This is a genomic window from Allobosea sp. P2_A10 (assembly GCF_056405115.1).
The window spans coordinates 1-24477 of sequence record NZ_JBFUCS010000018.1; the positions used below are offsets into that span (position 1 = coordinate 1).

19 protein-coding genes and 1 tRNA gene are annotated in these 24477 nt (G+C 67.7%); 10 read left to right on the forward strand and 10 right to left on the reverse strand.

The features are described from left to right. Positions 1-181: 181 nt before the first annotated feature. The 3 genes from AC1DZY_RS21365 to AC1DZY_RS21375 all read right to left on the reverse strand — a co-directional run bounded on the left by AC1DZY_RS21365 (position 182) and on the right by AC1DZY_RS21375 (position 4533). Positions 182-1114: a CobW family GTP-binding protein gene (locus AC1DZY_RS21365; protein WP_476822171.1), complete on the reverse strand. Its 933-nt coding sequence runs from the start codon at positions 1112-1114 to the stop codon at positions 182-184. A gap of 5 nt (positions 1115-1119) precedes the next feature. Next, positions 1120-2604, reverse strand: a complete 1485-nt coding sequence (locus AC1DZY_RS21370; protein WP_476822172.1) for an amidohydrolase family protein — start codon at positions 2602-2604, stop codon at positions 1120-1122. 132 nt (positions 2605-2736) lie between these two features. Beyond that, positions 2737-4533, reverse strand: a complete 1797-nt coding sequence (locus AC1DZY_RS21375) for a RyR domain-containing protein (protein ID WP_476822173.1) — start codon at positions 4531-4533, stop codon at positions 2737-2739. 174 nt (positions 4534-4707) lie between these two features. On the opposite strand from AC1DZY_RS21375, the gene AC1DZY_RS21380 reads away from it, so the two are divergent. From AC1DZY_RS21380 to AC1DZY_RS21400, 5 genes are all read left to right on the forward strand, one after another. Continuing rightward, the gene (locus tag AC1DZY_RS21380; protein ID WP_476822174.1) at positions 4708-6375 is read left to right on the forward strand and encodes an SUMF1/EgtB/PvdO family nonheme iron enzyme; all 1668 of its coding nucleotides are present in this window, start codon (positions 4708-4710) and stop codon (positions 6373-6375) included. A 35-nt stretch (positions 6376-6410) separates the two neighbouring features. Then, a complete protein-coding gene (locus AC1DZY_RS21385) occupies positions 6411-6932 on the forward strand; it encodes a GNAT family N-acetyltransferase (RefSeq protein ID WP_476822175.1) in 522 nt (173 codons plus the stop codon). A gap of 70 nt (positions 6933-7002) precedes the next feature. Further along, the gene (locus AC1DZY_RS21390) at positions 7003-9702 is read left to right on the forward strand and encodes a DUF2610 domain-containing protein (protein WP_476822176.1); all 2700 of its coding nucleotides are present in this window, start codon (positions 7003-7005) and stop codon (positions 9700-9702) included. A 123-nt stretch (positions 9703-9825) separates the two neighbouring features. Continuing rightward, entirely contained in the window at positions 9826-11025 is a 1200-nt protein-coding gene (locus tag AC1DZY_RS21395) for a hypothetical protein (RefSeq protein WP_476822177.1), read from the forward strand. Between the two features lie 15 nt (positions 11026-11040). Further along, positions 11041-13050, forward strand: coding sequence for a hypothetical protein (locus tag AC1DZY_RS21400; RefSeq protein WP_476822178.1), 2010 nt, complete (start codon positions 11041-11043; stop codon positions 13048-13050). 28 nt (positions 13051-13078) lie between these two features. On the opposite strand, the gene AC1DZY_RS21405 is transcribed toward AC1DZY_RS21400, so the two are convergent. Both AC1DZY_RS21405 and AC1DZY_RS21410 read right to left on the reverse strand, forming a co-directional pair. After that, positions 13079-14152: a lactonase family protein gene (locus AC1DZY_RS21405; RefSeq protein ID WP_476822179.1), complete on the reverse strand. Its 1074-nt coding sequence runs from the start codon at positions 14150-14152 to the stop codon at positions 13079-13081. 314 nt (positions 14153-14466) lie between these two features. Next, a tRNA-Gly gene (locus AC1DZY_RS21410) sits at positions 14467-14541 on the reverse strand. Between the two features lie 236 nt (positions 14542-14777). Here AC1DZY_RS21410 and AC1DZY_RS21415 point away from each other — a divergent pair. The 4 genes from AC1DZY_RS21415 (at position 14778) to AC1DZY_RS21430 (ending at position 18363) form a co-directional block, all read left to right on the forward strand. Beyond that, a complete protein-coding gene (locus AC1DZY_RS21415) occupies positions 14778-15302 on the forward strand; it encodes a prolyl-tRNA synthetase associated domain-containing protein (RefSeq protein WP_476822180.1) in 525 nt (174 codons plus the stop codon). 84 nt (positions 15303-15386) lie between these two features. Further along, on the forward strand, positions 15387-16286 hold the full coding sequence (gene trxA / locus AC1DZY_RS21420) for a thioredoxin (protein ID WP_476822181.1): 900 nt from the start codon (positions 15387-15389) through the stop codon (positions 16284-16286). A gap of 17 nt (positions 16287-16303) precedes the next feature. Beyond that, positions 16304-16975 carry an LON peptidase substrate-binding domain-containing protein gene (locus AC1DZY_RS21425; protein ID WP_476822182.1) on the forward strand — a complete coding sequence of 224 codons (672 nt, stop codon included), beginning with the start codon at positions 16304-16306 and terminating at the stop codon, positions 16973-16975. Beyond that, positions 16972-18363, forward strand: a complete 1392-nt coding sequence (locus AC1DZY_RS21430; protein WP_476822183.1) for an MFS transporter — start codon at positions 16972-16974, stop codon at positions 18361-18363. Before AC1DZY_RS21425 ends, AC1DZY_RS21430 begins: the two co-directional genes overlap by 4 nt. Here AC1DZY_RS21430 and AC1DZY_RS21435 read toward each other — a convergent pair. Continuing rightward, complete coding sequence (locus tag AC1DZY_RS21435; RefSeq protein WP_476822184.1) at positions 18360-18482, reverse strand: hypothetical protein; 123 nt, start codon at positions 18480-18482, stop codon at positions 18360-18362. The two genes, AC1DZY_RS21430 and AC1DZY_RS21435, sit on opposite strands and share 4 nt — an antisense overlap. A gap of 109 nt (positions 18483-18591) precedes the next feature. Continuing rightward, positions 18592-19728 carry a DSD1 family PLP-dependent enzyme gene (locus tag AC1DZY_RS21440; RefSeq protein WP_476822185.1) on the reverse strand — a complete coding sequence of 379 codons (1137 nt, stop codon included), beginning with the start codon at positions 19726-19728 and terminating at the stop codon, positions 18592-18594. 114 nt (positions 19729-19842) lie between these two features. Here AC1DZY_RS21440 and AC1DZY_RS21445 point away from each other — a divergent pair, with 114 nt between their 5' ends. Next, a complete protein-coding gene (locus tag AC1DZY_RS21445) occupies positions 19843-21663 on the forward strand; it encodes an ABC transporter ATP-binding protein (RefSeq protein WP_476822186.1) in 1821 nt (606 codons plus the stop codon). Positions 21664-21812: 149 nt separating this feature from the next. Here AC1DZY_RS21445 and AC1DZY_RS21450 read toward each other — a convergent pair whose 3' ends face one another. The 3 genes from AC1DZY_RS21450 to AC1DZY_RS21460 all read right to left on the reverse strand — a co-directional run bounded on the left by AC1DZY_RS21450 (position 21813) and on the right by AC1DZY_RS21460 (position 24397). Further along, a complete protein-coding gene (locus tag AC1DZY_RS21450) occupies positions 21813-22364 on the reverse strand; it encodes an invasion associated locus B family protein (protein WP_476822187.1) in 552 nt (183 codons plus the stop codon). A gap of 79 nt (positions 22365-22443) precedes the next feature. After that, positions 22444-23487 carry a GTPase ObgE gene (gene obgE, locus AC1DZY_RS21455; protein WP_476822188.1) on the reverse strand — a complete coding sequence of 348 codons (1044 nt, stop codon included), beginning with the start codon at positions 23485-23487 and terminating at the stop codon, positions 22444-22446. 43 nt (positions 23488-23530) lie between these two features. Then, positions 23531-24397, reverse strand: a complete 867-nt coding sequence (locus tag AC1DZY_RS21460; protein ID WP_476822189.1) for a LysR family transcriptional regulator — start codon at positions 24395-24397, stop codon at positions 23531-23533. Between the last annotated feature and the right edge of the window lie 80 nt (positions 24398-24477).

A 24477-nucleotide genomic window follows, 5' to 3' on the forward strand; every position in this document is an offset into this window, starting at 1 on the left:
GCTCTCGCTCACCCCGAAATGCCGGGCCGCAGCCCGACGCGAATGCCCTGCTTCGACAAAACCCACGACGCGCGCACGCAAATCATCCGAATAGCTGCGACCCATGATCCACCTCCAGAAACGGTGAATCACAAAGCAGCCCTCAAGGGAATCCCACGATTCCAGTTTTCAGTCCGACGCTCTAGCCTTTCGGATCGACGCATCCGTCCATGGCGAGGTCGATCTCGGTCGCGGTCACGGCCGCAAGCTCGGCGATGAACACGATCCTCGACCGGGGCAGTCCGGCCGGCGGCATTCCCGCCGGAGCCAATGTCGCCCTGCCGCTGGCGAGCTGGAACAGGAACTGACGTCCCGGCTGCTCCACGGTTTCAAACAGCCCCTTGGCGCGGGCGATCCTCGGTGCGAGCTGGTTCACGGCTCGCTGCAGGCGCGGCAGCGAGACCGGCTGTTCGGAGGTCCAGCTATGGCTCTCGAACCGGTCGATGGCGGGGCGTCGGCCGCCGACCGGGCGCGGCGTGGCCGGGCGATCCGGGCTTTCGGGAAAGACCAGCTCCAGCGGCACCTGACCGAGCGGCGCGTCGATGACGAGCACGCCCGGGCGGATCGTCGCCACGGCGCGCCGCATCGCGTCCCGTAGGGCCTCGTCGACGAGATCGGTCTTGCTCAGCGCCACGATGTCGGCGGCGCGCAACTGTGCGCGGATCAGGACATCGTCCAGCGTGGAAGTCGAAGCCGTCGCGTCGACCACGCACAGAACGGTCTCCAGCGGAGCCTCCCGCCAGATCACCGGGTCCATCAGGTTGCGGACGATGTCCACGGGATCGGCGACGCCGCTCGTCTCGATCAGGATCGCCTCCGGTCGCGGGTCGCGCCGCAGGAGGGTGGCGAGCGTCCGCAGCAGGTCGCCTTCCAGCGAGCAGCAGATACAGCCATTGGACAGGCTGACGATGCCGTCGCTGGCGCCCGCGATCAATTCGGCATCGATGTCGATCGCGCCGAAATCATTGACGACAGCGGCGATCCGCCGGCCCCCGGCATGGGCCAGGATGTGGTTCACCACCGTCGTCTTGCCCGCTCCCAGAAAGCCGGCCACGAGCAGGATCGGGACGGGCATGCCGGTCAGGCGACCGGCCGGCGCACGGGCTGGCCGGGGCGCGCCGCGACGTCCATGACGCCGTCGCTGATCACCGCCTGACCGCCGACCACGAGATGTCTCACGCCCTGCGCCGGGCGGTTCATCGCGGTGAATTCGGCGCGGTCGGCCAGCGTCTCGAAGTCGAACACGACCACGTCGGCATCGGCGCCCGGCCGCAGCCGCCCCTTGTCGCGCATCGCCGGGGTGCTCGCCGCCAGGATCTCCGCCGGGATCAGCGTGCATTTGGCGATGCCCTCGATCAGCGGGACTGCCTGCCGCTCACGCACCCAGCGGCTGATGAAGCGGGTGAAGGTACCAGCCGAGCGTGGATGCGAGGTCGCCTCGATCGGCAGCGGCCAGGCGTCGCCGGTATAGGACGAGCCGTCCGGCATCGACCAGGGCATCGCGTCGGACGCGATCGCGCCGCCCGGATAGAGCACGGAGAGATCGAGCATATCGGCATGGCGCGGGTTGTTGTCGGTGTCGAGCACATGCCAGAGCACGAGCTGCGAGGGATCCTGCACCTGGGCTGCGAGCAGGTCCTCGCGGTCGCGGAAGCGCCGCCCGGTCGCGACGATCTGGACCTGGTCATAGGTCGCGTCGTTGCGGCTCTCGAATTCCGGGTCGCTGAAGAACGCCGCCGACACCACCGTGGAGCCCGTGCCATAGGGATAGGCCTCGACCGTGATCGGCAGGCCCTGCGCCTGCGCCTTGCGGATCAGCTTCTCGCAGCGCTCGACATCCGTCTTGCTGGAGCTGTTGAAGTGGCAGATGTGCATGTGCGCGCCGGTCGCGCCGGCATAGCCGATCAGGCGGACATAGGCCTCCGCCGCGCTCTTGGGATCGCGGTTGGCCATATAGGCGATGTGGGTGAAGGTCGGCACGCCGCGTTCGGCGGCGAGCTGGCAGATCGCGGTCAGCTCCTGCACGCCGGCGCCGGGCGCATAGGCATTGAGGATGCCGATACCGATGCCGCCCTCGTCCAGACCCTGCGCGATGCGGGCGATGATGCCGGCCTGCTCCTCGCTGCTGGAGACATTGTCCATCCAGCGCGGATCGCGCATGGCGCGGCCGAACGCCTCCAGCGACGATTCCTCGTTGATGCCGACCATCGCGCCGATCCGCGCGAAGGCCCAGTTGGTGGCCGCCCCGTAGTTCAGGATGCGGCCCTGCTCGGCCTGACGCCGGTACCAGGAGGCGACCGGCATCACGCCCGCCTCCAGATCGAGCGTGGTGGTGACGCCGTCGAACGCCTGCATGCGGTCGGCGGGGATCGACTGGCCGTGGGCGTGCAGGTCGATGAAGCCCGGGGCTACCACGAGCCCGGTCGCGTCGATGACGCGCTCGCCATCACCCAGATCCGTCCCGACCGCGACGATCCTGCCATCCTGTATGACGACATCGCCGATGGCATCCATCCCGCTTTCGGGATCGACCACCCGGCCGCCTTTGATCACCAACCCGCCCATATCGCCACTCCGCATGCCGGGCCCGCGCCCGGCCAGCCCAAAACCGGTTCAACCGGCAGTAGAGTCGGATTCCCCGATGGCCGCAATCGATCCGCGCGAGGTTCAGCCCTGCCGTATACGGTGGTCGATCGATCACGCCACCGCAGGTCCGGGCGCGCCTGCCCGCTCGCGCAAGATCTCGCTTTGCGCGGTCGCGATCTCGATCAGCACGCGGACGGTGTCGCGGTCCTTGATCTTGTCGCTTTCGGTAAGCTGCTCATAAGGCAGAAGCGAGGGATGCAGCTGCCGGTCGTCATTGCGGACCTGGCCGTAGCGCCAGCCATGGTCGATGCGCGAGGCCATCCAGTGGCGATGCTCGACCATCGCCAGCGTCTCCAGTTCGTCCGCCGAAATCTGGCGCGGCGGGATGCCGGGAGCCGCCTCGACAAGCTCCAGACCGATGGCGGCGAACAGGATCGGCGCATGTTCGGCCGCCGAGCGGTTGGCTTCGCGCAGGTTCTCCGACAGTTCGTCCCATGACTTCAACGCGGCGGGCGTGCTGACGCCGCCCGCCTGAGCGGCCGCGAGATAGCGCTCGTGCAGGGCGATGGCCCTCTCGTCGCCCTTGCGGCTCAGCGCCCGCTCGATGCTGTCGGCCCGGATCAGCCCGCCGAAGGCGACCATGCGCGACAGATCTCGCGCCTGGCCCTGCGTTCTCTGCAGGGTCTCGAGCACATGGTCCTCGCGGCCCTGCCGCACGAGCAACGGAACGTTGCCGGTTCCGGCCGGGTTCATCGGCCGGCGCAGGGCAAGCGAGGTCGCGATCGCATCGGCATCCTCGCACATCACCACGACCAGATGCGGGCTGCCGCAGCGCGCGACCCATTCGCTCAAGGCGTCCGCCCGGGGCAGGCGGGCGGTTTCGGCCTCGAGAAGCTCGAAGCGGACGACGAGGTCGAGCTCGGGCCGGGCCGCGCGCCAGGCCTCGAACAGCTTCAGTTCCGGCGCGGTCAGGACGAGCGACAGGATCGGCCGCTCGGAAGGATGATCCTGCGTCGCGACGATCAGCTCGGACAAGACCTGCTCGAAGCGGCCGGCGAGCCCTGCGACCATGACATGGCTCGGCGCGTTGCGGTCACGCTTGGTGAAGATCGGAGCGAAACGGGCGAGTTCGAGGCGAACGCCTTCGCGATCCGGGCAGAGCCGGTGATAGCGCAGGCGTTGATGGCGGGCGATGCCGTCGAGCGCCTCGTCGAGTTCGATCGCCAGATCCTCGCGATCGATCATCACCGCGAGCACCAGCGGCGGCTGGCCGTCGGGGCGGTTCTCGACCGAGGCCAGGGCCAGCATGGCGATGTTCAGATTGTCGAGATCGTCGGGACCGGTGACGAAGACGGCGGCCGCCGTCCTGAGATTCAGTTGTTTCAACGCGCCGGCCTGCCGCAGATCGGACTCGATTGCCGTCAAGCCGAAACTTTCCAGCATCTCGCGACGCAAATCCGTGACCTTGGGCGCGACGACCACGATCTGGCGTCCGCGCTGCGCCAGCGTCAGCAATGCGGCCTCTGTCAGCTTGGTGTCGCCGAAGACGACGATGTGTTCCTGCGCGCGCGGCAGCAACGCCAGCCGCAAGGGCCGCGTGACGGCGCCGACCAGCACATGGAACGAGGCCAATACGGCGACGAGCGGCACCATCAGTCGGGCGATCTGGAGCTGCCAGGTGATCTCGCCGTCGAATTTCTTTGGGAAGTTCAGCGTGACGAGCTGCAGGGTGCTGAACAGGTTGTTGGCATGCCCCGACCAGTTGGCGGCCGGCTCCTCGATCGACCAGCCCCAGAAGCCGAGCCCCAGTGCGATCGCGCCGGCGACGAGCTGCATCTCGCCGCGATGACGCGTCACCCGCGACGCCATCTGCGCCGAGAGCTTCGAAAGCGCGATCAAGGCCGGCATGCCATCCCCCAAACCATGCAGCGATTTGATCGGTTTCGGGTCGCTTGGCAACGGGCGGGTCCTCGCCGAACGCCACGGCCATGCGAGGTGCTTGAACTCGCCTGTCGCGGTATGGCAGGATCAGCCTACGTCGATCGACGCCGGATCCGATAAAAGCCGCTCCGAGACCGGTCCTTGGCAAGCATCTTCATCAGTTATCGCAGGGCCGACAGCGCCGGGCTCGCCGGGCGGCTCTATGATCGTCTGGAGCGGCAGTTCCGCCGCCAGGACCTGTTCATCGACATCGACAGTATCCAGGCCGGCAGCGACTTCACGCAGACGCTCGACCGGACGCTGGCGCTTTCCCGGGTCGTGCTCGTCCTGATCGGCCCCAACTGGCTCGACATCCGCGACGCCGAAGGCAACCGCAGGCTCGAGGATCCCGGCGATTTCGTTCGCCTCGAGATCGAGGCCTCGCTGGCGCGCGATGTCGTCGTCGTGCCGGTGCTGCTGGAGGACGCCGTGATGCCGGCGGCCTCGGCGCTGCCCGAGAGCCTGCGTCCGCTCGCCCGCCGCCAGGCCGTCGAATTGCGCACGCGCCGCTTCGGCCCCGATTGCGACGATCTGGTGCGGACGCTGAAAACCCTGCTGAAGCCGGCAAAGTCGCGCAGCCTGGTCTTGCCGGTCGCCGCAGCGCTGCTTCTGGCGGCGTCGGGCATCGGCTTTGCCGCCTATCGATCGCTTGGCCCCTTCGCGAGGGACGAGGGTCTGCACGAGCGCACGGACGCTGCCGCGCCAACGCCTGCCAATGCGGTGCGCGGCGATCTCGCGGCGACGGGCCTGCCGGTTCAGGTATCGCCCACCGCTCAGACGCTCGCCTCGCTCGAACAGCGCCGCGTCGATGATGCGCAGGTGGTCGAGGCGGCGCGCAAGGCTGCCGAGGCGCAGGCGCAGGAGACGCGGAGGGTTGCTGCCGCGAAGGCGGACGAGGAAGCCAAGGCGAAAGCGAAGGCTGAGGAGGAGCGGGCGCGCGTCGCGAGCGTGGTGGCGCCGAAACCGGCCGCCGTCGCACGGACGCCGGGGCCGGCCGGGACGCCGTTCCAGGAATGCGAGACCTGTCCGCAGATGGTCACGCTCCCGGCCGGGCGTTTCACCATCGGCTCGCCGGCAAGCGAGCGCGGCCGCAACCCCGATGAGGGGCCGCAGCGCGAGGTCTCGATCGCGACGCCCTTCGCCGTCTCGCGCTATCCGGTCTCCTTCGACGATTGGGACGCCTGTCTCGCGGAAGGCGGCTGTAACGCCCACCGTCCGGGCGACTACAACTGGGGGCGCGGCCGGAACCCGGTGATCTTCGTCTCATGGGCCGACGCCAGGGCCTATGCAGCCTGGCTGTCGCAGAAGACCGGGCAGGTCTACCGGCTGTTGAGCGAGGCCGAGTGGGAATACGCCGCGCGCGGCTGCGCCGGGCCGCGCTGTGGCGGGGAGGCGTTCTGGTTTGGCCCGATCACACCCGAGAAGGCGAATTACGACTGGCGCCAGTCCTATGAGGGCAGCCCCAAGGCGCAAGGCGAACGAAAAACCGTCGCGGTCGATTTGGGGCAGCCCAACGGCTTCGGCCTCGTCCAGATGCTCGGTAATGTCAGGCACTGGGTCGAGGATTGCTGGGCTGCGAGCTATGACGGCATGCCCGGCGACGGCTCGCCACGGCTTGGCGGCGATTGCTCGCGTCGCGTGACGCGCGGCGGCTCCTGGTCCGACGAGCCCAGGGCACTGCGCGCGGCGGCGCGGAGCTGGGAGATTTCGGACGCGCGCGGCCGCAGCGCACAGATCGGCATCAGGGTGGCCCGAGTGATCGCACCGTAGTGGCTGCAATCGCAGGGATTGCAGACCCCGTTGCCGTGCGCAGGACCGAAAGGCTACTGCTGCGTCCGCCGGGGCCGGCCGACCGGGACTTCATCATCGCGCTGTTCTCTCGGGCAGAGCTCGTCGCGCATCGCCCCGATCCGACGCCGGATCCGCCGGAGGCGAGCATCGCGCGGCTCCTCCGCGACATCACGCATTGGCAGACGCATGGCTTCGGCCGCTGGGCGATCGAAGCCGATGTCGGCATCATTGGTTTTGGCGGCGTGACGGTCACGAAGGATTTTGATGGCCTCAACCTGTCCTATCATCTTCAGCCGGAGAACTGGGGACGGGGCTTTGCGGGAGAACTGGTGCATGAGGCGCTCGCCTTCGCATTCGGGGCACTGAAGGCGGAGAAGGTGATCGGCCTCGTCCGCCCCGCCAATCCAGCCTCCCGCCGCGTGCTGGAACGGGCCGGCTTCAGCGTCGAGCGGGAGGTCGATCTTGATGGCGCGCCGACCATCCTGCTGGCGCTCGACAGGCGTGGTTTCTCGGCGGCCGGCGGCGGCGACGCCTGACGGTCACCGCTTGCGGCCGGGGCTGTTCAGGCTATTCTTCGACGCCTCTTCCGTTTCGACAGAGATGACCATGGCACGTTTGCAGCGCCTCGGGGTCTGGCTCGCCAGCCTTGCCGCCATCGTCCTGACGCTGACGACTGTCGCCGAGGCGCAGACGCGGCGCGCCTTTCTCGTCGGGATGGAGCGTTATGCCGACGGCAACATCCAGCGTCTGAGCCGCTCGATCAGCGATGCGCGCGACCTCGCCTCCGATCTCGAACAGGTCGGCTTCGACAAGAAGAACATCAAGGTCGTCTCCGACCTGCAGAGCAAGAAGGACTTCCAGAAGGAATTCGACGCCTTTCTGAAGACCGTCCAGGAGGGCGATGTCGTCCTGTTCTTCTATTCCGGCCACGGTTTCGGCGTCGAGCTCGACCGCAAGAACTACATCCTCTTCGGCGACCTGCGCAGCCCGGTCGCCTTCACGCGCGCGCAACTGCCCGACGAGGAGCGCCGCAATGCCGATGTGGTGCGGCTGCGCGTGTCCGGCTTCATGGAAACCTACCAGAGCGACGAAATCCCCAAGAGCGGGATGTCCGAGCAGGAGATCCAGGCCCAGATCGCCGCCCGCAAGCCGCGCACCGCCATCGTGATCCTCGACGCCTGCCGCTCGCTGCTGGTCGGCGATCCGTCTGCCAACGCCCAGCGGCTGCGGCGGGGGCCTGAATCGGGCTCGCGGCTGATCTCCGGCGTCGAGCCGCCGCCCGGTTTCGTCGTGCTCTATTCGGCCTCGTTCGGCGAGACGGCGGTGGAGAGCTTCGGGGCCTGGGACAAGCGTCGCAATTCGCTGTTCACAGAGGTTCTGCGGACCGAATTGCCGCGTCCGGGTCAGAACCTGTCGCAGCTTGCCGCCCGCACCCGCCTGATGGTGCGCACCATCGCCGACAGCCAGGGCGCGCAGCAGGAGCCCGACGTCGCCCAGAACCTCAAGGGCGTCGACGATTTCTATTTCGTCGAGCCGATCGGGGCCGATCGCTTCGCCTTTCGCCAGACCGCCTGCGAGGGCGCGCGCGCCGACTGGGACCAGATCGCAAGGCAGCGCCGTCGCGATTTCTTCGAGCGCCACCGGCGCAGGTTCGATGGCTGCCAGACCGCCGAACTCGCGCGCCGCGCCCTGGTCAATCTGAGCGACACGGCCGTCGATACGCTGCCGATGCCCGTGGCTGCGAGCGACCGGCGCATCGACGAATGCGACCGGCTCGCGGCGGCCGAGCACGACCGCGCCCGTCCGCCGGAGGTGCCCGGCGTGCCTCTCGACCGCGTCGAGGCTGAGGAGGCGATCGCCGCCTGCACGAAATCGGTCGAGGCCAATCCGCGCATCATCCGTTTTCTGTTCAATCTCGGCCGGGCCCATTACAAGCGCGGGTCCGAGCCGACGCTCGACGAGGCCGAGCGGCTCGTGAATTTCCGCCGGGCGCGGCTCGCTTTGGAGGACGCCCAGAAGCGCGGCTACCTCGCCGCGCTGAACAATCTCGCGATCCTCTACGATTCAGGCGACGGCGTGGACGTCGACGAGAAGCGCGCCGACGACCTCTGGAAGAGCGCGGCCCAGCAGGGCCACCCTCTGGCAATGTACAACCTCGCCCTGCGCTACCAGAGCGGCAAAGGCTCGATCCAGCGCGACCACGGCCAGGCCTATGAATGGTTCGTCAAGGCGGCGGAAAGCGGCTTCGTGCCGGCGATGGTCGAGACCGGCGCGGCGCTGGTTTCGGGGCTGGGCGTGCCCTCGGTCAATCCGCGCCGCGCCGTGGAATGGTTCGAGCGCGCCGCGGCCGCAGGCTCCAACCTCGCCCGCGTCAAGCTCGGCGCGCTCTATGCCAGGGGCAAGCCGGTCTACCGCGGCAATGCGATCAGCCCCGACAGCATCGACCCCGATCCCTCGCTGGCGCTGATCTGGTACGGGCGCGCGGCGGAAGCCGGCGATTCCAGCGCGCAGCACGAACTCGCCGCCATCATGGAAGGCGGCCAGGGCCTGCCCAACCGCCAGCCCGAGATCGGCGAGCGCTACTGGCGGCTGGCGGCCTATGGCGGCGTGCTCGAAGCCGAGGTCGAACTCGCCGAGAAGCTGCGCACCGGCGCCATGCTGGTCAAGCCGGAGAACGGCGCGCAGGAGGCGATCGAACTGCTGCGGCGGGCGATGAGCCTCGGCGCCACGCGCGCCGCGCTCGAACTGGCGCGGATCTATCGCAAGGGCGATTTCGACCAGCCGCGCGACCCCGTCCAGGCGATGCGCCTCGCCTATCACGCCATCCGGCTCGCAACCGAAGCGGACCCGACGACGACGGACGGCAACCCCTTCTATGAGATCGCCGCCGGCCATCTCCTGGCCGAAATGGCGAAGAACGGCGAGGCGAACGACCCTGCCACGGGGCGGCCTCTCCTCAGCAAGGACGAGAGCGACCGGCTCGAGACTTTTTATGGGCAGGTCGAGGCCGGCAGCGGGCAGGTCAAGGTTCGCCGGCTGATCGTGCCGATCGACTGCGTCGGCTATACCCGATCGTATTACGTCTGGGTCTGGGACTGGGCGCGCAAGGAATCGCCGACCGAGCCGCAGATGCGCCGGATCGAACGCGAAACCAATTGCTACAATAATCTGGCGCTGCGCGAGACGCTGGTCGCGAGCTTCCAGCTCTCGAAGAAGAACAAGATCCCCTTCGCCGATCTGATCGAGCAGCAGATCAAGACGGCGAAAGCTTCGGCGGACGCAGAGGCGACCAGGAAAAGACGCTGACGCGCCGCGTCAACGCTACGTCCGCGCTTGACGTTGAGTGCGCTTTACGACAGCGTTCGAGTCTTGGCCGGCGCTGGCGAGGTTGCCTGCCGTATGGCCTTCCTGCTCCTCGAGGAGATGGGCATGGCGACGAAATCCTGGCGAAACACGCTTCTGGTTGCCTGCTCCGCGCTCGCTGTGAGCTGGGTGCTGCAACCGCTCCCCGCCAGCGCGCAAAGGCGCGGCGGCTTCTTCGGCGCGGCCGCCATTGGCGGGCTGATCGGCGGCGCGCTCGGTGGGCTGGGCGTGCGGCAGCAACGCCGGGTCGTCGTGCAGCAGGGCCCGCGCCAGAAGGCGCGGCGCGGCGGTGAGCCGCGGGAAAACAGCGTCGTCGCCGACGGCCGGGGCAACAGCGCCCGCAATGAGCGCGTGCTCGCGTCGCTCGCGCCGGCCAGCAGCATCCAGACCAAGGTCCTGAAGACGCTGGCGGCGGCGGTGACGATCGGCGCCGTCGGCTCAACGCTCGACCTCAACCAGGTCGGCAGGACGAGCAGCAAGGAGGCCGAGCGCGACTATTCGGCCAAGATCGCCCGGCTGATCATGACCTTCCAGGAGCGCCAGAAGGCCTCCGAGACCGGCGATATCACCCAGCATGCGATCGAGCGTTCGGTCGAGAAGGCCTTCTCCGCCGCGGCACTCGAGCGTTTCGAGAGCTTCCTCGGCGAGAACTGGACCACCGAGCGGCTCAAGGTGATGATCCTGAACCGGGCGCAATCGGAGATCGGCGCGCTCTTCCTCGGCACCAATCAGGGGCTGGTGAAGATGGACGATCTCGACAAGATCATCCAGGCGGCCGGCCTCAGCGTGCATCGCCGCCTGTTCGAGACCTCCGAGCTGCTCGCCGCCAACCAGAGCGCGTCGCTGTTCGTGCAGCGGCTCTATCAGACCCATGGTGAGCTGGTCGACGGCGAGCTGCGCGAGGGCGCGGCGCAGGTGCTGATGCGCGCCTCCGGTTCGGCGATCGGCAGCATCGAGGGCCTTCTGCGGCGCGACCAAAACTCGTTTGCGCTGCGCTACCGGGCACGGCGGATCATCTCCGACTGCCTGTCGAGCCGGGTCGAGACGATGTCGTCATCCGACAAGGGCATCGCGACGCCCGCCGAAATCGAGAAGCGCATCGTCGAGACGGCGTCCAAGGACTGCATGGCGTGGGTGACGCAGCAGTTCATCGCCGACAAGAGCAACCTGAAGCCACAGGAACCGCTGCCGCTGCGGGCGATCTGGTCGCCCGATGGCCCGCGCGATGATCCGTCGATGTATGGCCGGTCCTCGGGCAACCTCTAGCGGCGCAGATCGATCTTGTCCGATGCGTCATCGCCAGCGGCCCTGACAGTCCGCGTCGCGTTTGCCGGACATCGGAGCCTCGATCCCACCAGCCTGGAAGCGTCGCTGACGGCGGCCTTCGCGCTCGTTGCCGAGGCCGTCGTCCTGACGGCTGCGCGGCCGGTCGCGCCCGGACAGACCGAGACCATCGCCGACGCCTACAAGGCGTTCTGGCCGGGTTCGGGAACGCAGCCGAGGCTCGATCTGCTCGTCGGTTACGCTCCCGGCGCCGATCGTGTCGCCGCGCGGCTGTGGCGCGTCGGTCGGCATGGTAGCATCCATGCGGCCTTTCCCTTCGCCGACAGGACGGAGCCGGGGCGGATCGCCTGGACGGACGGCCCAGACTGCAACGATCCCTCGCTGCGGATCGCGCTCGATGCGCCCGAGGGTCTCGACCGCCCGTTTGAGGCGACCAGCGTTCTCGACGGAGAAGCGAGCCTGCGTGAATCGCCCCCACGCGACGCGCATCTCGAGCAGACTCGCTGGCTGGTGCGCTGGGCCGATATTCTGATCGTCGCATGGAACGGAGAGCTTGCAGCCGGCACTGGCGGCACCGCCGACACCGTGGCATTGGCGCTTCGCAAGGGTATGCCGGTGCTGTGGATCGACGGGGCGACGATCCGGCTGCTGAGCGCTGAGCGACTCTGGCTCGACCAGAGCTTTTCCGAGCTCGTCGACGCACTGGGCGATGCCGGCCGCCGCGACCGCACCGCACCAGAGGCGTCCGCCGATGCGCTTTGCGAGTTGCTCGCTCCTATGCTGGCTCCGCCGGCCGCCAAGCCATCAGACCAGGGACAAGAGCACGGGCACGGGAACAACATCGACGAGGAGACGGCGGCGCGGCGCGACTATGCCAGCGGCAATCGCGTGGCGCCCGCGCCGTGGACCGGCTGGACGGGATTGCCCGGCTTCCTGCTCGATCAGGCGCGGTTTGTGCCGGCGCGGCTGCTCGTCGCCGGCTGGCGCGCGTTTTACGGCCGACTCAAGCCCAAACCCACCGGCGCGCCACAGCCGGACGCGGTCACCGACGAGCAGATCGCCCAGGCCAAGCGGGACGCTCAGGACATTGCCCATCCGATGATCGATGCGGCCTTTCGCGCGGCCGATGCGAAGGCAAGCTTCTACGGCGACCTGCATCGCGCGATGCAGGCGTTTCTGCTGGTCATCGCCGTCCTGGCCGTCGTGGCGGCGACGATTCCCGCGATCTTCGACAAGCTGAAATTCTGGATGGTCTTGGTCGAGCTCATCCTGCTGGGCTTCGCCTTTTGGTCGATGCATCTCGGCTTCTTCGCAACGAGCCATCAGCGCTGGAGCGATATCCGCCGCCTCGCCGAACGCCTGCGGGCGCTGCGCGCGACCTGGCCGCTGGGCTTCGACGTCGGCGACTACAGCGCCCTGCCGGCGGTAAGTTGGACCGAGTGGCAGGCGCGCGCGATCCTGCGCGCGGCGGGTCCGCCGAAATCCGTCGTCGCGCGGGATCGACGGGACGCGGTCGTCACGGCGCTCCGGCTGGATCCGGACGGCATCGTCAGGGGTCAAAGCGGCTACAACGCCTCGACCACGCTGCGCATGCATCGGCTGCAACGCGCGCTTCACCGTATTGAAAACTGGACCTTCTGCGGCTTGATGGGGGCGCTCGCGATCTTCCTGTTGGTCTACTGGTTCTTTTTTGCAGCTGTGCCCGACGATCACAGCGTCCGGGCGATGGTGAAGCATGCCGTCGGAGGCGCCATCCTGATGCTCAGCGCGATCATCCCGACAGTAGCTGCGGCCTGCCTCGCCATCGACGCCAAGCTCGGAATTGAGGAAAACGCCCGCCGGTCTGAAAGCTTGGCCGAGCAATTTAGCGTGATCGACCTGAAGATGGCTGATACGAAAAGCTTTGCGTATGTGGAGGAATTGCTTCGCGACGCTGCGCAATTGCTGACCAAGGACATCGACGGCTGGCGCGACGCAGCCGTCCGGCGTCGCATCGCGATGCTTTGACGACGACAGACGCTGGTGCCGGCGCGCCTCAGGGCAGGTCGATGATTTCGACCCAGTTAGGGTTCCTGCCGAGCGGATAGCGTTTCAATGGCCTTAGCGCGCCGCTTTCCTGATCGACCGCGTAAAGCGTCGCGGAATCCGACTTCTGCCCGGCCGCGATCAGAAAGCGTCCGCGCGGATCGATGCTGAAGCCGCGCGGTTGGCTTTCCGTCGCGAAGTTGCCGGCAGGCGTCAGTTCTCCGGTCGCGCCGTCGACGCGGAACGCGGCGATCGTGTTCGAGCTGCGCTCCGATGCGTAGAGAAAGCGGCCATCCGGCGTGATCCTGATTTCGGCGCTGGACGGCGCACCACCGTTAAAACCGGGCGGCACGACGCTGACGCTGCCGATCCCGGCCAATGTGCCTCGGCCGGCGTCGAAACGGTAGGTGTTCAGCGTGCCGTCGAGCTCGTTGAGCAGATAGAGAAACCGGTCATTGGGATGGAAGACGAAATGGCGCGGGCCGGCGCCCGTCTCCGTCCCGACAAAGGGCGGGTCGTTGGGCGCGATCCGCCCGGTCGTGGCGTCGAAGCCATACTGCAGCAGCATGTCGCTGCCGAGATTGGTGGCGAAGACATACGTGTTGGAGCGGTCGGTCGCGATGGCATGGGCGTTCTTGCCGGTCGGCACGACCGCGACCGGCCGTGCCTGAACGAGGCCGTCGGGGCCGATCGGATTGATCGCGATCCTGTCGCCCGTATAGGAGGCGCTGAGCAGGAAGCGGCCGGTCCGGTCGGTCGAGATATAGGCCATGTTGTCGGGCAGGGGCACGGTCGAGCGCAAGGCGAGCCTGCCGCTGTGCCGGTCGATGGCGAAGGAACTGACGCAGAAGGGCTGCGAGCGCAGCGCGACATGGAGGTGGCGACGGTCGGGCGCGATCGCCATGGGCATCGCGACGCCGCTGACCGGCACGGTCTCGACGGGCCTGAGTTCGCCGGCCTGCACGTCGAGCTCGAGCACGCTGATCTCGCGGCTGTCGGCGTTCGAGATGTAGACCATCGTCTTCGCCACGGCCGGCGTTATGGCGAGCGCGGAGGCTGCCCCGGCCTTCCTCCCTGCAATCATGTCCATCCCTGCATTTATCGCTCGCCGGTTATCCGCGCGGCAGCGTTCCTTGCCTTGCCTATACAGGTTTGGGGAGGCGCGGACGGAACTGGACGGCCCAAAGAGTGTATCGAACGATACAGTCCCCGCAGCATGGCCGGCGTCGAGCCGGGGCCGCTGTTTCCCGGGCTGGCGCGGGGCCGCAGCCGGAGGAAAATTTCCGACGTCGATGCTGCTCTCGGACGGTGGTTTCACCGTCGTCCTGCTTGGCCCCAAAACGCAAAAAGCGCCGGGAAACCCGACGCCTTGCGTGCCTAACCGGCCATGTGATGTCCTGGAGCGGGAGAAGGGATTCGAACCCTCGACCCCAACCTTGGCAAGGTTGTGCTCTACCCCTGAGCTACTCCCGCATCAGGACATAACTGCGCCGTTGCCGACGCGAGGCCGGTCTATTGCCCCAATCCGGGGCTCAGTGCAAGCGCCTTGTTGGAGAAGTTGCGCCGCCTTGCCCAACCTCCTTGCGCGCGGGTGCCCAACGGCCTTGCCCACGGATGATGCGGACCGCCGCAGCATGCCGGCGCTTGCCGCTGCGCCGACGCACCGCTAGGCATCGCGCTTCCGTGTCCGTTTGCAGATCCGCGCCGCCATGACAGCCCCGCTCACGCCCGACGAACTCTGTGCTGATCTGTCGGCCCGGGGTCTGGCCTTCCAGCGCATCGAGCACGAGGCCGTCTTCACCGTCGAGGAGTCGCAGTGGCTGCGCGAGTCGATGCCCGGCCTGCATTCCAAGAACCTGTTCCTGAAGGACAAGAAGGGCCGGCTTTTCCTGGTCTCGGCCCGCCAGAATGCGCGCATCGACCTGAAGCGGCTGCATGAGGTCATCGGCGGCAGCGGCCGGCTCTCGTTCTGCTCGGCGCAGATGCTGATGGACAGGCTCGGCGTCACCCCGGGCTCGGTCACCGCCTTTGCGGTGATCAACGACCGCGCCGGCGCGGTGACGATGGTGCTCGACGCCAACCTGATGACGGGCGAGGACGTGAACTTCCATCCGCTGGTCAACACCGCGACGCTGCGGATCAGGCGCGATGACATGCTGGCCTTTCTGCGCGGCACCGGCCATGAGCCGCTGATCGTCGATTTGCCAGTGCCGCCCGATGGACAGACTGGCTGACCCTCCCCATCTATGGGAGGGTCGCGAGACGCAGCCCGCTCCACTGACTTTTTAAGACGATCCGATTGCGACGAAGGACGACCCATGCTGCTGAATGATGCGCCCGCCGAGCAACCCGGCATGATCAAGGACACCACGACGCAAGCCTTCCGGCAGGATGTCGTGACGGAATCGATGACGCAGCCCGTTCTCGTCGATTTCTGGGCGCCCTGGTGCGGCCCCTGCAAGCAATTGACCCCGATCATCGAGAAGGCGGTCAAGGATGCCAAGGGCAAGGTCAAGCTCGTCAAGATGAACATCGACGAGCATCCGCAGATCCCCGGTCAGCTCGGCATCCAGTCGATTCCCGCCGTGATCGCCTTCAGCAAGGGCCAGCCGATCGACGGCTTCATGGGCGCGCAGCCCGAAAGCCAGGTCAAGGCCTTCATCGAGAAGCTGGTCGGACCGGTCGGCCCCGGCGCGACGGAGGAACTGATCGCGGAGGCGCAGGCCGCGGCCGAGGCCGGGGACGCGGCCGGCGCGAGCGAGCTCTATGCCGGCGTGCTCGAAATGGAGCCCGAGAACCTGGCTGCGATCGCCGGTCTCGCGCGCCTGCATCTCGACATGGGCGATCTCGAAGGCGCGACCGGGATTCTGGCGATGGCGCCGGAGGCGAAGGCGGCCGACCCGGCGGTCGCCGCCGTGCGCGCCGCAATCGAGCTCGCGCAGCAGGCCGCCGATCTCGGCGACACCGCCGAACTCGAAGCCAAGGTCGCAGCCGACCCCAGGGACCATCAGGCTCGCTTCGATCTGGCCGTGGCGCTCAATGCCCGCGACCGGCGCGAGGAGGCGGTCGACCATCTGATCGCCATCATCAAGGCGGACAGGGCCTGGAACGACGACGGCGCGCGCAAGCAGCTGCTGCAGTTCTTCGAAGCCTGGGGGCCGATGGACGAGCACAGCATGGCGGGCCGGCGCAAGCTTTCCACCCTGCTGTTTTCCTGAGAAAGGATCGATCGAAGATGGGCATGAACGCCGTCTACAACGGAGCCGAGGATTGCCCGCTGGTCATCCCCGTCTTCCCGCTGGCCGGCGCGCTGCTCCTGCCGCGCGGGCAGATGCCGCTCAATATCTTCGAACCGCGCTATCTCGCGATGATCGACGACGCGATCCGGACCCATCGCGTCATCGGCATGATCCAGCCCGAGCCCGAGAGCGGCCGCCAGTCAAATGCGCCCGGCCTGCTCCAGGTCGGCTGCCTCGGCCGCATCACGCAGTTCGCCGAGACCGGGGACGACCGCTACGTCCTGACGCTGACGGGCATCGCGCGCTTCCGTCTCGTCGATGAACTCACGGTGACGACCGCCTATCGCCAGGCCAGAGTCAGCTACGACGATTTCGCCGTCGATTTCACGGCCCGCGCCGGCGAGGACGAGGTCGACCGCACCGGGCTGCTCAAGGCGTTGCGCGCCTTCGCCAAGGCCAACGATCTCAAGATCGACTGGAAGGGCGTCAACGAGGCCCCCAACGAGGCGCTGGTCAACGCGCTCTCGATGATGTGCCCGTTCGGTCCGCGTGAGAAGCAGGCCCTGCTCGAAGCGCTCGACCTGAAAAGCCGGGCCGAGGTCCTCGTCGCAATCACCGAGATCGAGCTGGCGCGCGGCGGCGGCGATCCGGAGACGACGCTTCAGTGAGCGGCCCGGCAGTGAGTGCGCCGGTCGTCTATCCGCCACGCCGCGCCGTCACGGCCTGGCTGTTCTTCGACTGGGCGGCGCAGCCCTTCTTCACGCTGATCACGACCTTCGTCTTCGCGCCGTTCTTTGCCGCGGCGCTCGCCTCCGATCCGATCGAAGGGCAGGCGCTCTGGGGCTACGCGACGGGATTCGCGGGGCTGTGCATCGCGCTGCTCTCGCCGCTGCTCGGCGGCATCGCCGACCGCACCGGCCCGCGAAAGCCATGGATCGCGACCTTTGGGGCGCTGCTGGTGGCGGGGTCGGGTGCGTTGTGGTTCGCGGTGCCCGGCTCGCCTCTGGCTGTCCCGATCGCGCTTGCCGGCTTCGTCGTCGCCACCATCGGCGCGGAGTTCGCAACGACCTTCAACAACGCGATGATGACGCGCCTCGTCCCGCCCGAGCGGCTCGGCTGGCTTTCGGGTACCGGCTGGGCGATCGGCTATCTCGGCGGGCTTTTGTCGCTCGGGCTCACACTCGCGCTTCTGGCGGCCGATCCGACCACCGGCAAGACGCTGGCGGGACTGACGCCGATCCTGGGCCTTGATGCCGCCGCGCGCGAGGGCGACCGCTTCTCGGGGCCGCTGACGGCGCTGTGGTTCATCGTTTTCGTCGCGCCGATGTTCTGGTTCACGCCGGATTCGGAGCGGACGGGGATGAGCCTGTCGGAAGCGGCGAAAGGCGGTTTCGGGCGGCTCAAGGCGACGCTTGGCGAACTGCGGAGCCTGCCGTCGCTCGGGCGCTTCCTGCTCGGAAACATGATCTATCAGGATGCGCTGGTGGCGCTTTTCGCCTTCGGAGGCATCTATGCCGCCGGCGTCTTCGGCTGGGAGACGATCGAGCTCGGCATCTTCGGCATCCTGCTCACGGTGACCGGAACATTGGGCGCCTGGCTCGGCGGCAAGCTCGACGACCGCATCGGCGGCAAGCCGGTGGTTCTGGGCGCGATCGCCTGCCTGCTGCTGGCCTGCCTCGGCATTCTCTCGCTCGGGCGCGATACGGTGTTCTTCGTCATCTCCGCTGCGCCGGCGACGCCGGGCGACGGGCTTTTCGCCTCGGCTCCGGAGAAGGTTTATCTCGGGCTCGGCCTGCTGATCGGCCTCGTCGCCGGCCCCTTGCAGGCCTCCTCGCGCAGCCTGATGGCAAGGCTCGCGCCCGAGGGCCGCGTCGGCGAGTTCTTCGGTCTGTTCGCGCTGTCGGGGAAGGTCACATCCTTCATGGGGCCGACGCTGGTTGCGCTGGCGACCACGGTTTTCGCCAGCCAGCGGGCGGGGCTCGCCGTGCTGGTGGCGTTCTTCCTGATCGGCGGCGGGTTGCTCGCCGGGGTGAAGATCGAGCGGGCGTCGACCTAGCCGCTATGGCCATTGTCCATGCCCCGCGCGATGCCGGTCTCGCGCCGGGTGATGCGGTCGACCTCGAGCTCGCCGACCACGACCATCGGCACGGCCCGGCGTGGCGAGCCACAAGACAAGTTCGGCCAGCATCCCCGCATGACGCCGAACCGCATGACGCCGAACCGAAGCTTCGCTGTAGCGAATAGCGGGAACCGGTTTTCGGAAAACGTCATGCGCAAGGGTCGCTCAGGTCAGTGCGCCGCGACCCAGGATCGGCCAGAGCGCCTCGACATGCGCATCGGGGCCGTGCAGCCCGCGCACGCAGACATACCAGTCGTGCAGGTTGACCGTCGGGTCGCAATGGCCCGGCACCAGCAGGATGCGGTCGCCGCGATGGGGCAGGCCGCCGGGATCGCCGGTCAGAACGCCATGTTCGTCGGAGGGCTTCGTATAGACCACGCCCTCGCGCCGGAACGGGACCGGAAGGCCTGAGTCGATCGCGGCTGCTTTGTGGCCGGCATCGACGATGGCGCGGTCGGGCACCGGCTTGCTCATCACGCCCGCCAGCACGAACAGCGCATGCTCGAAGGCGCGGAACGGCGTGCCGTCGGCCTGGCGGTTGCGGGCATAATCGGCGTCCATGAAGATGTAGGAACCGGCCTGGATCTCGTTCCAGATGCCCGAGCCGGTCTCGATCTCATGGGTTCCCGTGCCGCCGCCGCCGACCGTCTGGCAGGCGAGCCCGACCTGCCCCAGCCGCTCCATGGTGTTGCGCGTCAAAAGCCCGGCGCGCTCGATCGCCTCGCGGCGCTCGTCGATCGAGCGCATGTGCTGGGCCGTGCCGTGATAGGCCTGCAGGCCGCCGAAACGCAGCGTGTTGCTGCGCGAGACCGCTTCGGCGATACGGACTGCCGCCTCGCCGGGCGCGACGCCGCAGCGCCGGCCGCCAATGTCGATCTCCACCAGAATATCGAGCACGACGTCATGACGCGCGGCGGCTTCGGAGGCTTCGCGCACGCCGTCGAGATGGTCGACGCAGAGGCTGATCCTGGCGGTCTGCGCGAGGCGGGCGAGCCGATCGAGCTTGGCCGCGCCCGCGACCTCGTTGGAGACGAGTACGTCGTGCACGCCGCCCGCGACCAGGATTTCGGCCTCGGAGACCTTCTGGCAGCACTGCCCGACCGCGCCATGGGCGATCTGGCGCAGCGCGATCTCCGGGCTCTTATGGGTCTTGGCGTGGGGGCGCAGGCGCACGCCATGAGCCTGCGTGAAGGCCGCCATGGCGACGAGATTGCGCTCGAAGGCGTCGAGATCAAGCACGAGGGCCGGCGTATCGATCTCGTTGAAGCTCTGACCAGGTTGGGCCGGCGGGGGCAATGGCATGGGCTGTCGCAATCTCCTGAATCGGTCGCGCGCATGGGACGCCAGCTTCGTGTTCGGAGCAAGACCCGGCTGTCCCAGTAGCGCTGGCGCATATGCCATGATACGCCGCGCCCCATGAAGCTTGGCCGCGTCACCGACGACACTTTCGCGCTTTTCGCCCGCGTCTGGCGCGAGCAGGTCAAGGCCTATCTCCCGCAGATGGCGATGATCATGGGGCTCGTCGTCGTCATCGCGGCGACGACGAGCTTCTATCCGCTGCTGATCAAGGCTGCCTTCGACGCCTTCGCCGACCCGTTGACGGCCGAGGCGACCGGTTTCGTGCGACGGATGGAGCGCCTGACTTCCAAATCGATCGGCATCGAGATCGGCGTGGTCAACGCGGTCGCGATCGTCGTCGTCATCGTCACCGCCATCAAGGGTTTCTCGCTGCTGGCCCAGACGGTGATGACCAACAGCGTCGTCAGCCGGATCGAGGCGGACATGCAGACGCAGCTCTACGCGCATCTGATCGACGCCGACCTGGCCCAGTTGCAGCGCGAGAACCCGGCTTCGCTGACGCAGCGCTTCACCACCGATTTCACCTTCGTCAAGGAGGCGCTGACCCGGCTGATCAACATCGCCGTGCGCGACGTGCTGACCGCGATCGCGCTCGTCGGGGCCATGCTCTGGATCGACTGGCAGATGACGCTGGTCGTGCTGCTGATCGCGCCGATCGTGGCGCGCCCGATCGGTAAGATCGGCAAGAAGCTGCGCCGCATGGCGATGTCGCAGCAGGAGCAGACCGGGCTGATGGCAGGCCTCGTCACCGAAAGCCTGCAGGGCGCGCGCGCCGCCAAGACCGATTCGCTCGAGCCCTATCTCAAAATCCGCGCGGCCGCCGCCTTCGAGACGATCCGCGCTCTCAAGATGAAGGCCGCCAATGCGCGCGGCCGGCTCGACCCGCTGCTCGAGGTCGCAGGCGGCATGGCGGTCGCTGGCGTGCTGGCGGCGATCGGCGTGCGCATCACCTCGGGCGGCTCGACCGTCGGCGATTTCACCGGCTATGTCTCGGCTTTGCTGCTGGCGGCGCAGCCGATGCGTTCGCTCGGCAATCTCAACGCCATCGTCCAGGAGGCCGGCGCCTCGCTGAAGCGCTATTACGCGCTGATCGACGAGAAGCCTCTGGTGACCGAACGTCCCGGCGCGAAGGCCCTTCAAGTCAGCGCCGGTGAAATCGCCTTCCGCAGCCTGCGCTTTCGCTATCGCGACGATGCGCGCGCGCTTGAAGGCATCGATCTCGTGGCGCAGGGCGGCAAGACGACGGCGCTGGTCGGCCGCTCCGGTTCGGGCAAATCGACCCTGCTCGCGCTGGCGCCCCGGCTCTACGATCCGGGCGAAGGCCGCGTCGAGATCGACGGCCAGGACATTCGCGACGTTACGCTGACCAGCCTGCGCGCCCAGATCGGCGTCGTCAGCCAGGATGTCGTACTGTTCGACGACACGGTGCGCGCCAATATCAGCTTCGGCCGGCCCGATGCGACCGAAAGCGAGATCGTCGCGGCGGCAAAGGATGCCGCCGCGCATGACTTCATCATGGCGATGCCCGAGGGCTATGATTCGCAGGTCGGCGAGCGCGGCTCGATGCTGTCGGGCGGCGAACGCCAGCGCATCGCGATCGCCCGCGCCATTCTGAAGGACGCCCCGATCCTGCTTCTCGACGAAGCGACGAGCGCGCTCGACACGCAGTCGGAGCGTCTCGTCCAGCAGGCGCTGGCGCGGCTGATGGAAAACCGGACCACGCTGGTGATCGCGCATCGCCTATCTACGGTGCGCGAGGCCGATCTGATCGTCGTGCTGGACGAGGGCAAGATCGTCGAGACTGGCAGCCACGACGCCCTGCTGGCGCGCGACGGTGCTTATGCCCGCCTGCACCGGCTGCAATTCGTCGAAAGCTGAGAGCTCGACTGCTCACATCGCGGCGTCATTCCGGGCAGAGCGAAGCGCTGACCCGGAATCCATCATAGAGCGCAACGCCCGAGGATGGATTCCGGATCGGCGCTGCTTCGCAGCTTGTCCGGAATGACGGCTTGGGAACCGGAAAGGTCCTACTCGCGGGCGAGCGCCTCGGCCGCCGCCTGGAAGCCGCGGAAGGAGAAGGGCAGCACCAGGGGCCGGTTCGCCGCGTCCTGGAAGCGCAATTGCCCGCCCTCGCCATAGGCGCGCCAGCGCTTGAGCAGATCCTCGGTCATCGCGACCTCGGCGAAGCAGCCGCCGGGCGTGCAGCGTTGATAGACCGCCAGCACACCCTCGTCCTTCTCGCCCAGCGCGACGCGCACGCCGGCATTGGGGCCGAAGCTGACATTGGGCGCAACCTGCACGACGAGCTTGTAGGGCTCGGTCTTGACCGGCCGGCCGACGGCCACGAGCGCGACCGGCCCCTGCTGGCCCTGGACCTGAAGCGTCTGCACGACCTCGCAGATCCGGGTGCCGACGCCCTGCTGGCAGCGATGGATCCAGTCGCCATAGGTCGCCGTGGTGTTGTCTGGCTGCGAAACGCCGCCGGGCGCGGCGGGCGGCGCCGGGCGCTGGGCCTGCGCGAGAACTGGCGCGGAACACGCCATGGCGAGCAGCATTGTCAGGGAAAGGAGCTTCGTCATCGCGCCGTCGATCCGGTTGTGTTTGGTTGCAGGCGCAGTTGAGGCAACGGAAGGCTTCAGCGCAAGCCCCCCATGGCGATCAGGGCCGCCAGCCGACATCCTCGACGGGCGCGTTCTCGCGGTCTTCCTCCGCGCGGGCCGCGCCGACCACGGTAAAGAGCGCACGCAGCGAAGCCTCGACGCCCTCGCCCGAGGCCGAGGACAGGATGATCGGCATCTGCTTGCAGGCCCGCTTCAGCCGCGCCACCTGCTCCTTGAGCAGCTCGGGGCTGAGCGCGTCGACCTTGGACAGCGCCACGATTTCCGGCTTCTCGTCGAGCCCCTCGCCATAGGCCGAGAGTTCGGTGCGCACGGTCTTGTAGGCCTTGCCGGCATGTTCGCTGGTGCCCTCGACCAGATGCAGCAGCACGCGGCAGCGCTCGACATGGCCGAGAAAGCGGTCGCCGAGGCCATGGCCCTCATGCGCACCCTCGATCAGGCCGGGAATGTCGGCGAGCACCATCTCGCGGCCATCGACGCGGACCACGCCGAGGCCGGGATGCAGCGTCGTGAACGGATAATCGGCGATCTTCGGCTTGGCCGCCGTCACCGTGGCGAGGAAGGTCGACTTTCCGGCATTGGGCAGCCCGATCAGGCCGGCATCGGCGATCAGCTTGAGCCGGAGCCAGACCCAGCGCTCCTCGCCGATCAGGCCGGGATTGGCATGGCGCGGGGCCTGATTGGTCGCCGTCTTGAAATAGGCGTTGCCGAAGCCGCCATTGCCGCCCTTGCACAAAACGAAGCGCTGGCCGGCCTGCGTCAGGTCGGCCACCAGCGTCTCGCCATCCTCGTCGAAGATTTGCGTACCCGGCGGCACGCGCAGCACCTTGGTCTCGCCATTGGCGCCATGCCGGTCGGCGCCCATGCCGTGCCCGCCGATCTTGGCCTTGAAATGCTGCTGGAAGCGGAAATCGATCAGCGTGTTCAAACCCTGCACGCATTCGATCACGACATCGCCGCCGCGCCCGCCATCGCCGCCATTGGGCCCACCGAACTCGATGAATTTTTCACGCCGGAAGGAGACGCAGCCCGCGCCGCCATCGCCCGCCTTCACGTAGATTTTTGCCTGGTCGAGGAATTTCATGGGCTCTCAGTAGTGCTGCGCGGGCGGAAGGGCAATGCGCCCCTCACGCCGCCTGCCGCAAGCCTGCCATCTCGTCGCGCAATGCGTCGGCGAAACGCCGCGCCGCCAGCCCCGGCTGCGGGCCGATGATCAGCCCGACCGAGAGATCAAACAGCGGCGGCAGGCCCTCCGCGAGCCCGAGACGGCGCAAGCTGGGTGGCACGGCGCTTTCGGTCAGCGCCGTGACGCAGAAACCGGCCTCGACCGCAGAGAGCAGGCCCGACGTATGTGAGCAGGAGAATACCAGCCGGTGCGCCTTACCCGCCGTGCCCAGCGCCGACAGGATGCGCGGCCTCGCCCGGCAACCCTCGGCGAACAGGGCCAGCGGCAAGGTCTCCTGCAGTTCCGGCCGGTGGCCGCGGCCGGCGACCCAGACCATCGGCTCGCGCCGGAGCACCTCGCCGATCGGGCGCTGTGGATCCTGCGTGACCACGGCAAGGTCGAATTCGCCGGCCAGCAGCGCCGGCTCGATGCGCTTGGACAGGTCACAGCGCAATTCCAGCTCGACACGCGGATTTTCCGCGGCAAAACGCGCGATCAGCGGGCGCAGATAGGCGTCCATGTAATCGTCCGGGATACCGATTCGCAGCCGGCCCGACGCCGTGTCGCCACCGAGATCGGCCAGCGCCTCGCGCTCGATCGCCAGCAGCCGGCGGGCATGGGCGATCAGCCGCTCGCCGGCATCGGTCGGCGTCACCCCGCGACGCGAGCGCTCCAGCAGGCGATGGCCGAGCTGCGTCTCCAGATCCTGCACGCGCACCGAGATCGCCGATTGCGTGCGCCCGAGCCTGACGCCAGCGGCGGTGAAGCCGCCGGTCTCCGCCACCGTCACCAGCATGTCGAGCGCGGCGAGATCGAAATGAGCCGTCATGGGGCACTCTCCATCGATCGCTTTTGAGAATGGTTAAATCAGAATAATCCGTTTTTTCGATGGATGGAAGGTCGGTATCT

Coding starts and splice junctions, on each gene's coding strand:
- AC1DZY_RS21390 (WP_476822176.1), top strand. CDS start 7,003: ATGGCACGTTTGCAGCGCCTCGGGGTCTGGCTCGCCAGCCTTGCCGCC.
- AC1DZY_RS21445 (WP_476822186.1), top strand. CDS start 19,843: ATGAAGCTTGGCCGCGTCACCGACGACACTTTCGCGCTTTTCGCCCGC.
- trxA (WP_476822181.1), top strand. CDS start 15,387: ATGCTGCTGAATGATGCGCCCGCCGAGCAACCCGGCATGATCAAGGAC.
- AC1DZY_RS21460 (WP_476822189.1), bottom strand. CDS start 24,397: ATGACGGCTCATTTCGATCTCGCCGCGCTCGACATGCTGGTGACGGTG.
- AC1DZY_RS21440 (WP_476822185.1), bottom strand. CDS start 19,728: ATGCCATTGCCCCCGCCGGCCCAACCTGGTCAGAGCTTCAACGAGATC.
- AC1DZY_RS21450 (WP_476822187.1), bottom strand. CDS start 22,364: ATGACGAAGCTCCTTTCCCTGACAATGCTGCTCGCCATGGCGTGTTCC.
- AC1DZY_RS21395 (WP_476822177.1), top strand. CDS start 9,826: ATGGCGACGAAATCCTGGCGAAACACGCTTCTGGTTGCCTGCTCCGCG.
- AC1DZY_RS21425 (WP_476822182.1), top strand. CDS start 16,304: ATGGGCATGAACGCCGTCTACAACGGAGCCGAGGATTGCCCGCTGGTC.
- AC1DZY_RS21370 (WP_476822172.1), bottom strand. CDS start 2,604: ATGGGCGGGTTGGTGATCAAAGGCGGCCGGGTGGTCGATCCCGAAAGC.
- AC1DZY_RS21405 (WP_476822179.1), bottom strand. CDS start 14,152: ATGATTGCAGGGAGGAAGGCCGGGGCAGCCTCCGCGCTCGCCATAACG.
- AC1DZY_RS21365 (WP_476822171.1), bottom strand. CDS start 1,114: ATGCCCGTCCCGATCCTGCTCGTGGCCGGCTTTCTGGGAGCGGGCAAG.
- AC1DZY_RS21415 (WP_476822180.1), top strand. CDS start 14,778: ATGACAGCCCCGCTCACGCCCGACGAACTCTGTGCTGATCTGTCGGCC.
- obgE (WP_476822188.1), bottom strand. CDS start 23,487: ATGAAATTCCTCGACCAGGCAAAAATCTACGTGAAGGCGGGCGATGGC.
- AC1DZY_RS21375 (WP_476822173.1), bottom strand. CDS start 4,533: ATGCCGGCCTTGATCGCGCTTTCGAAGCTCTCGGCGCAGATGGCGTCG.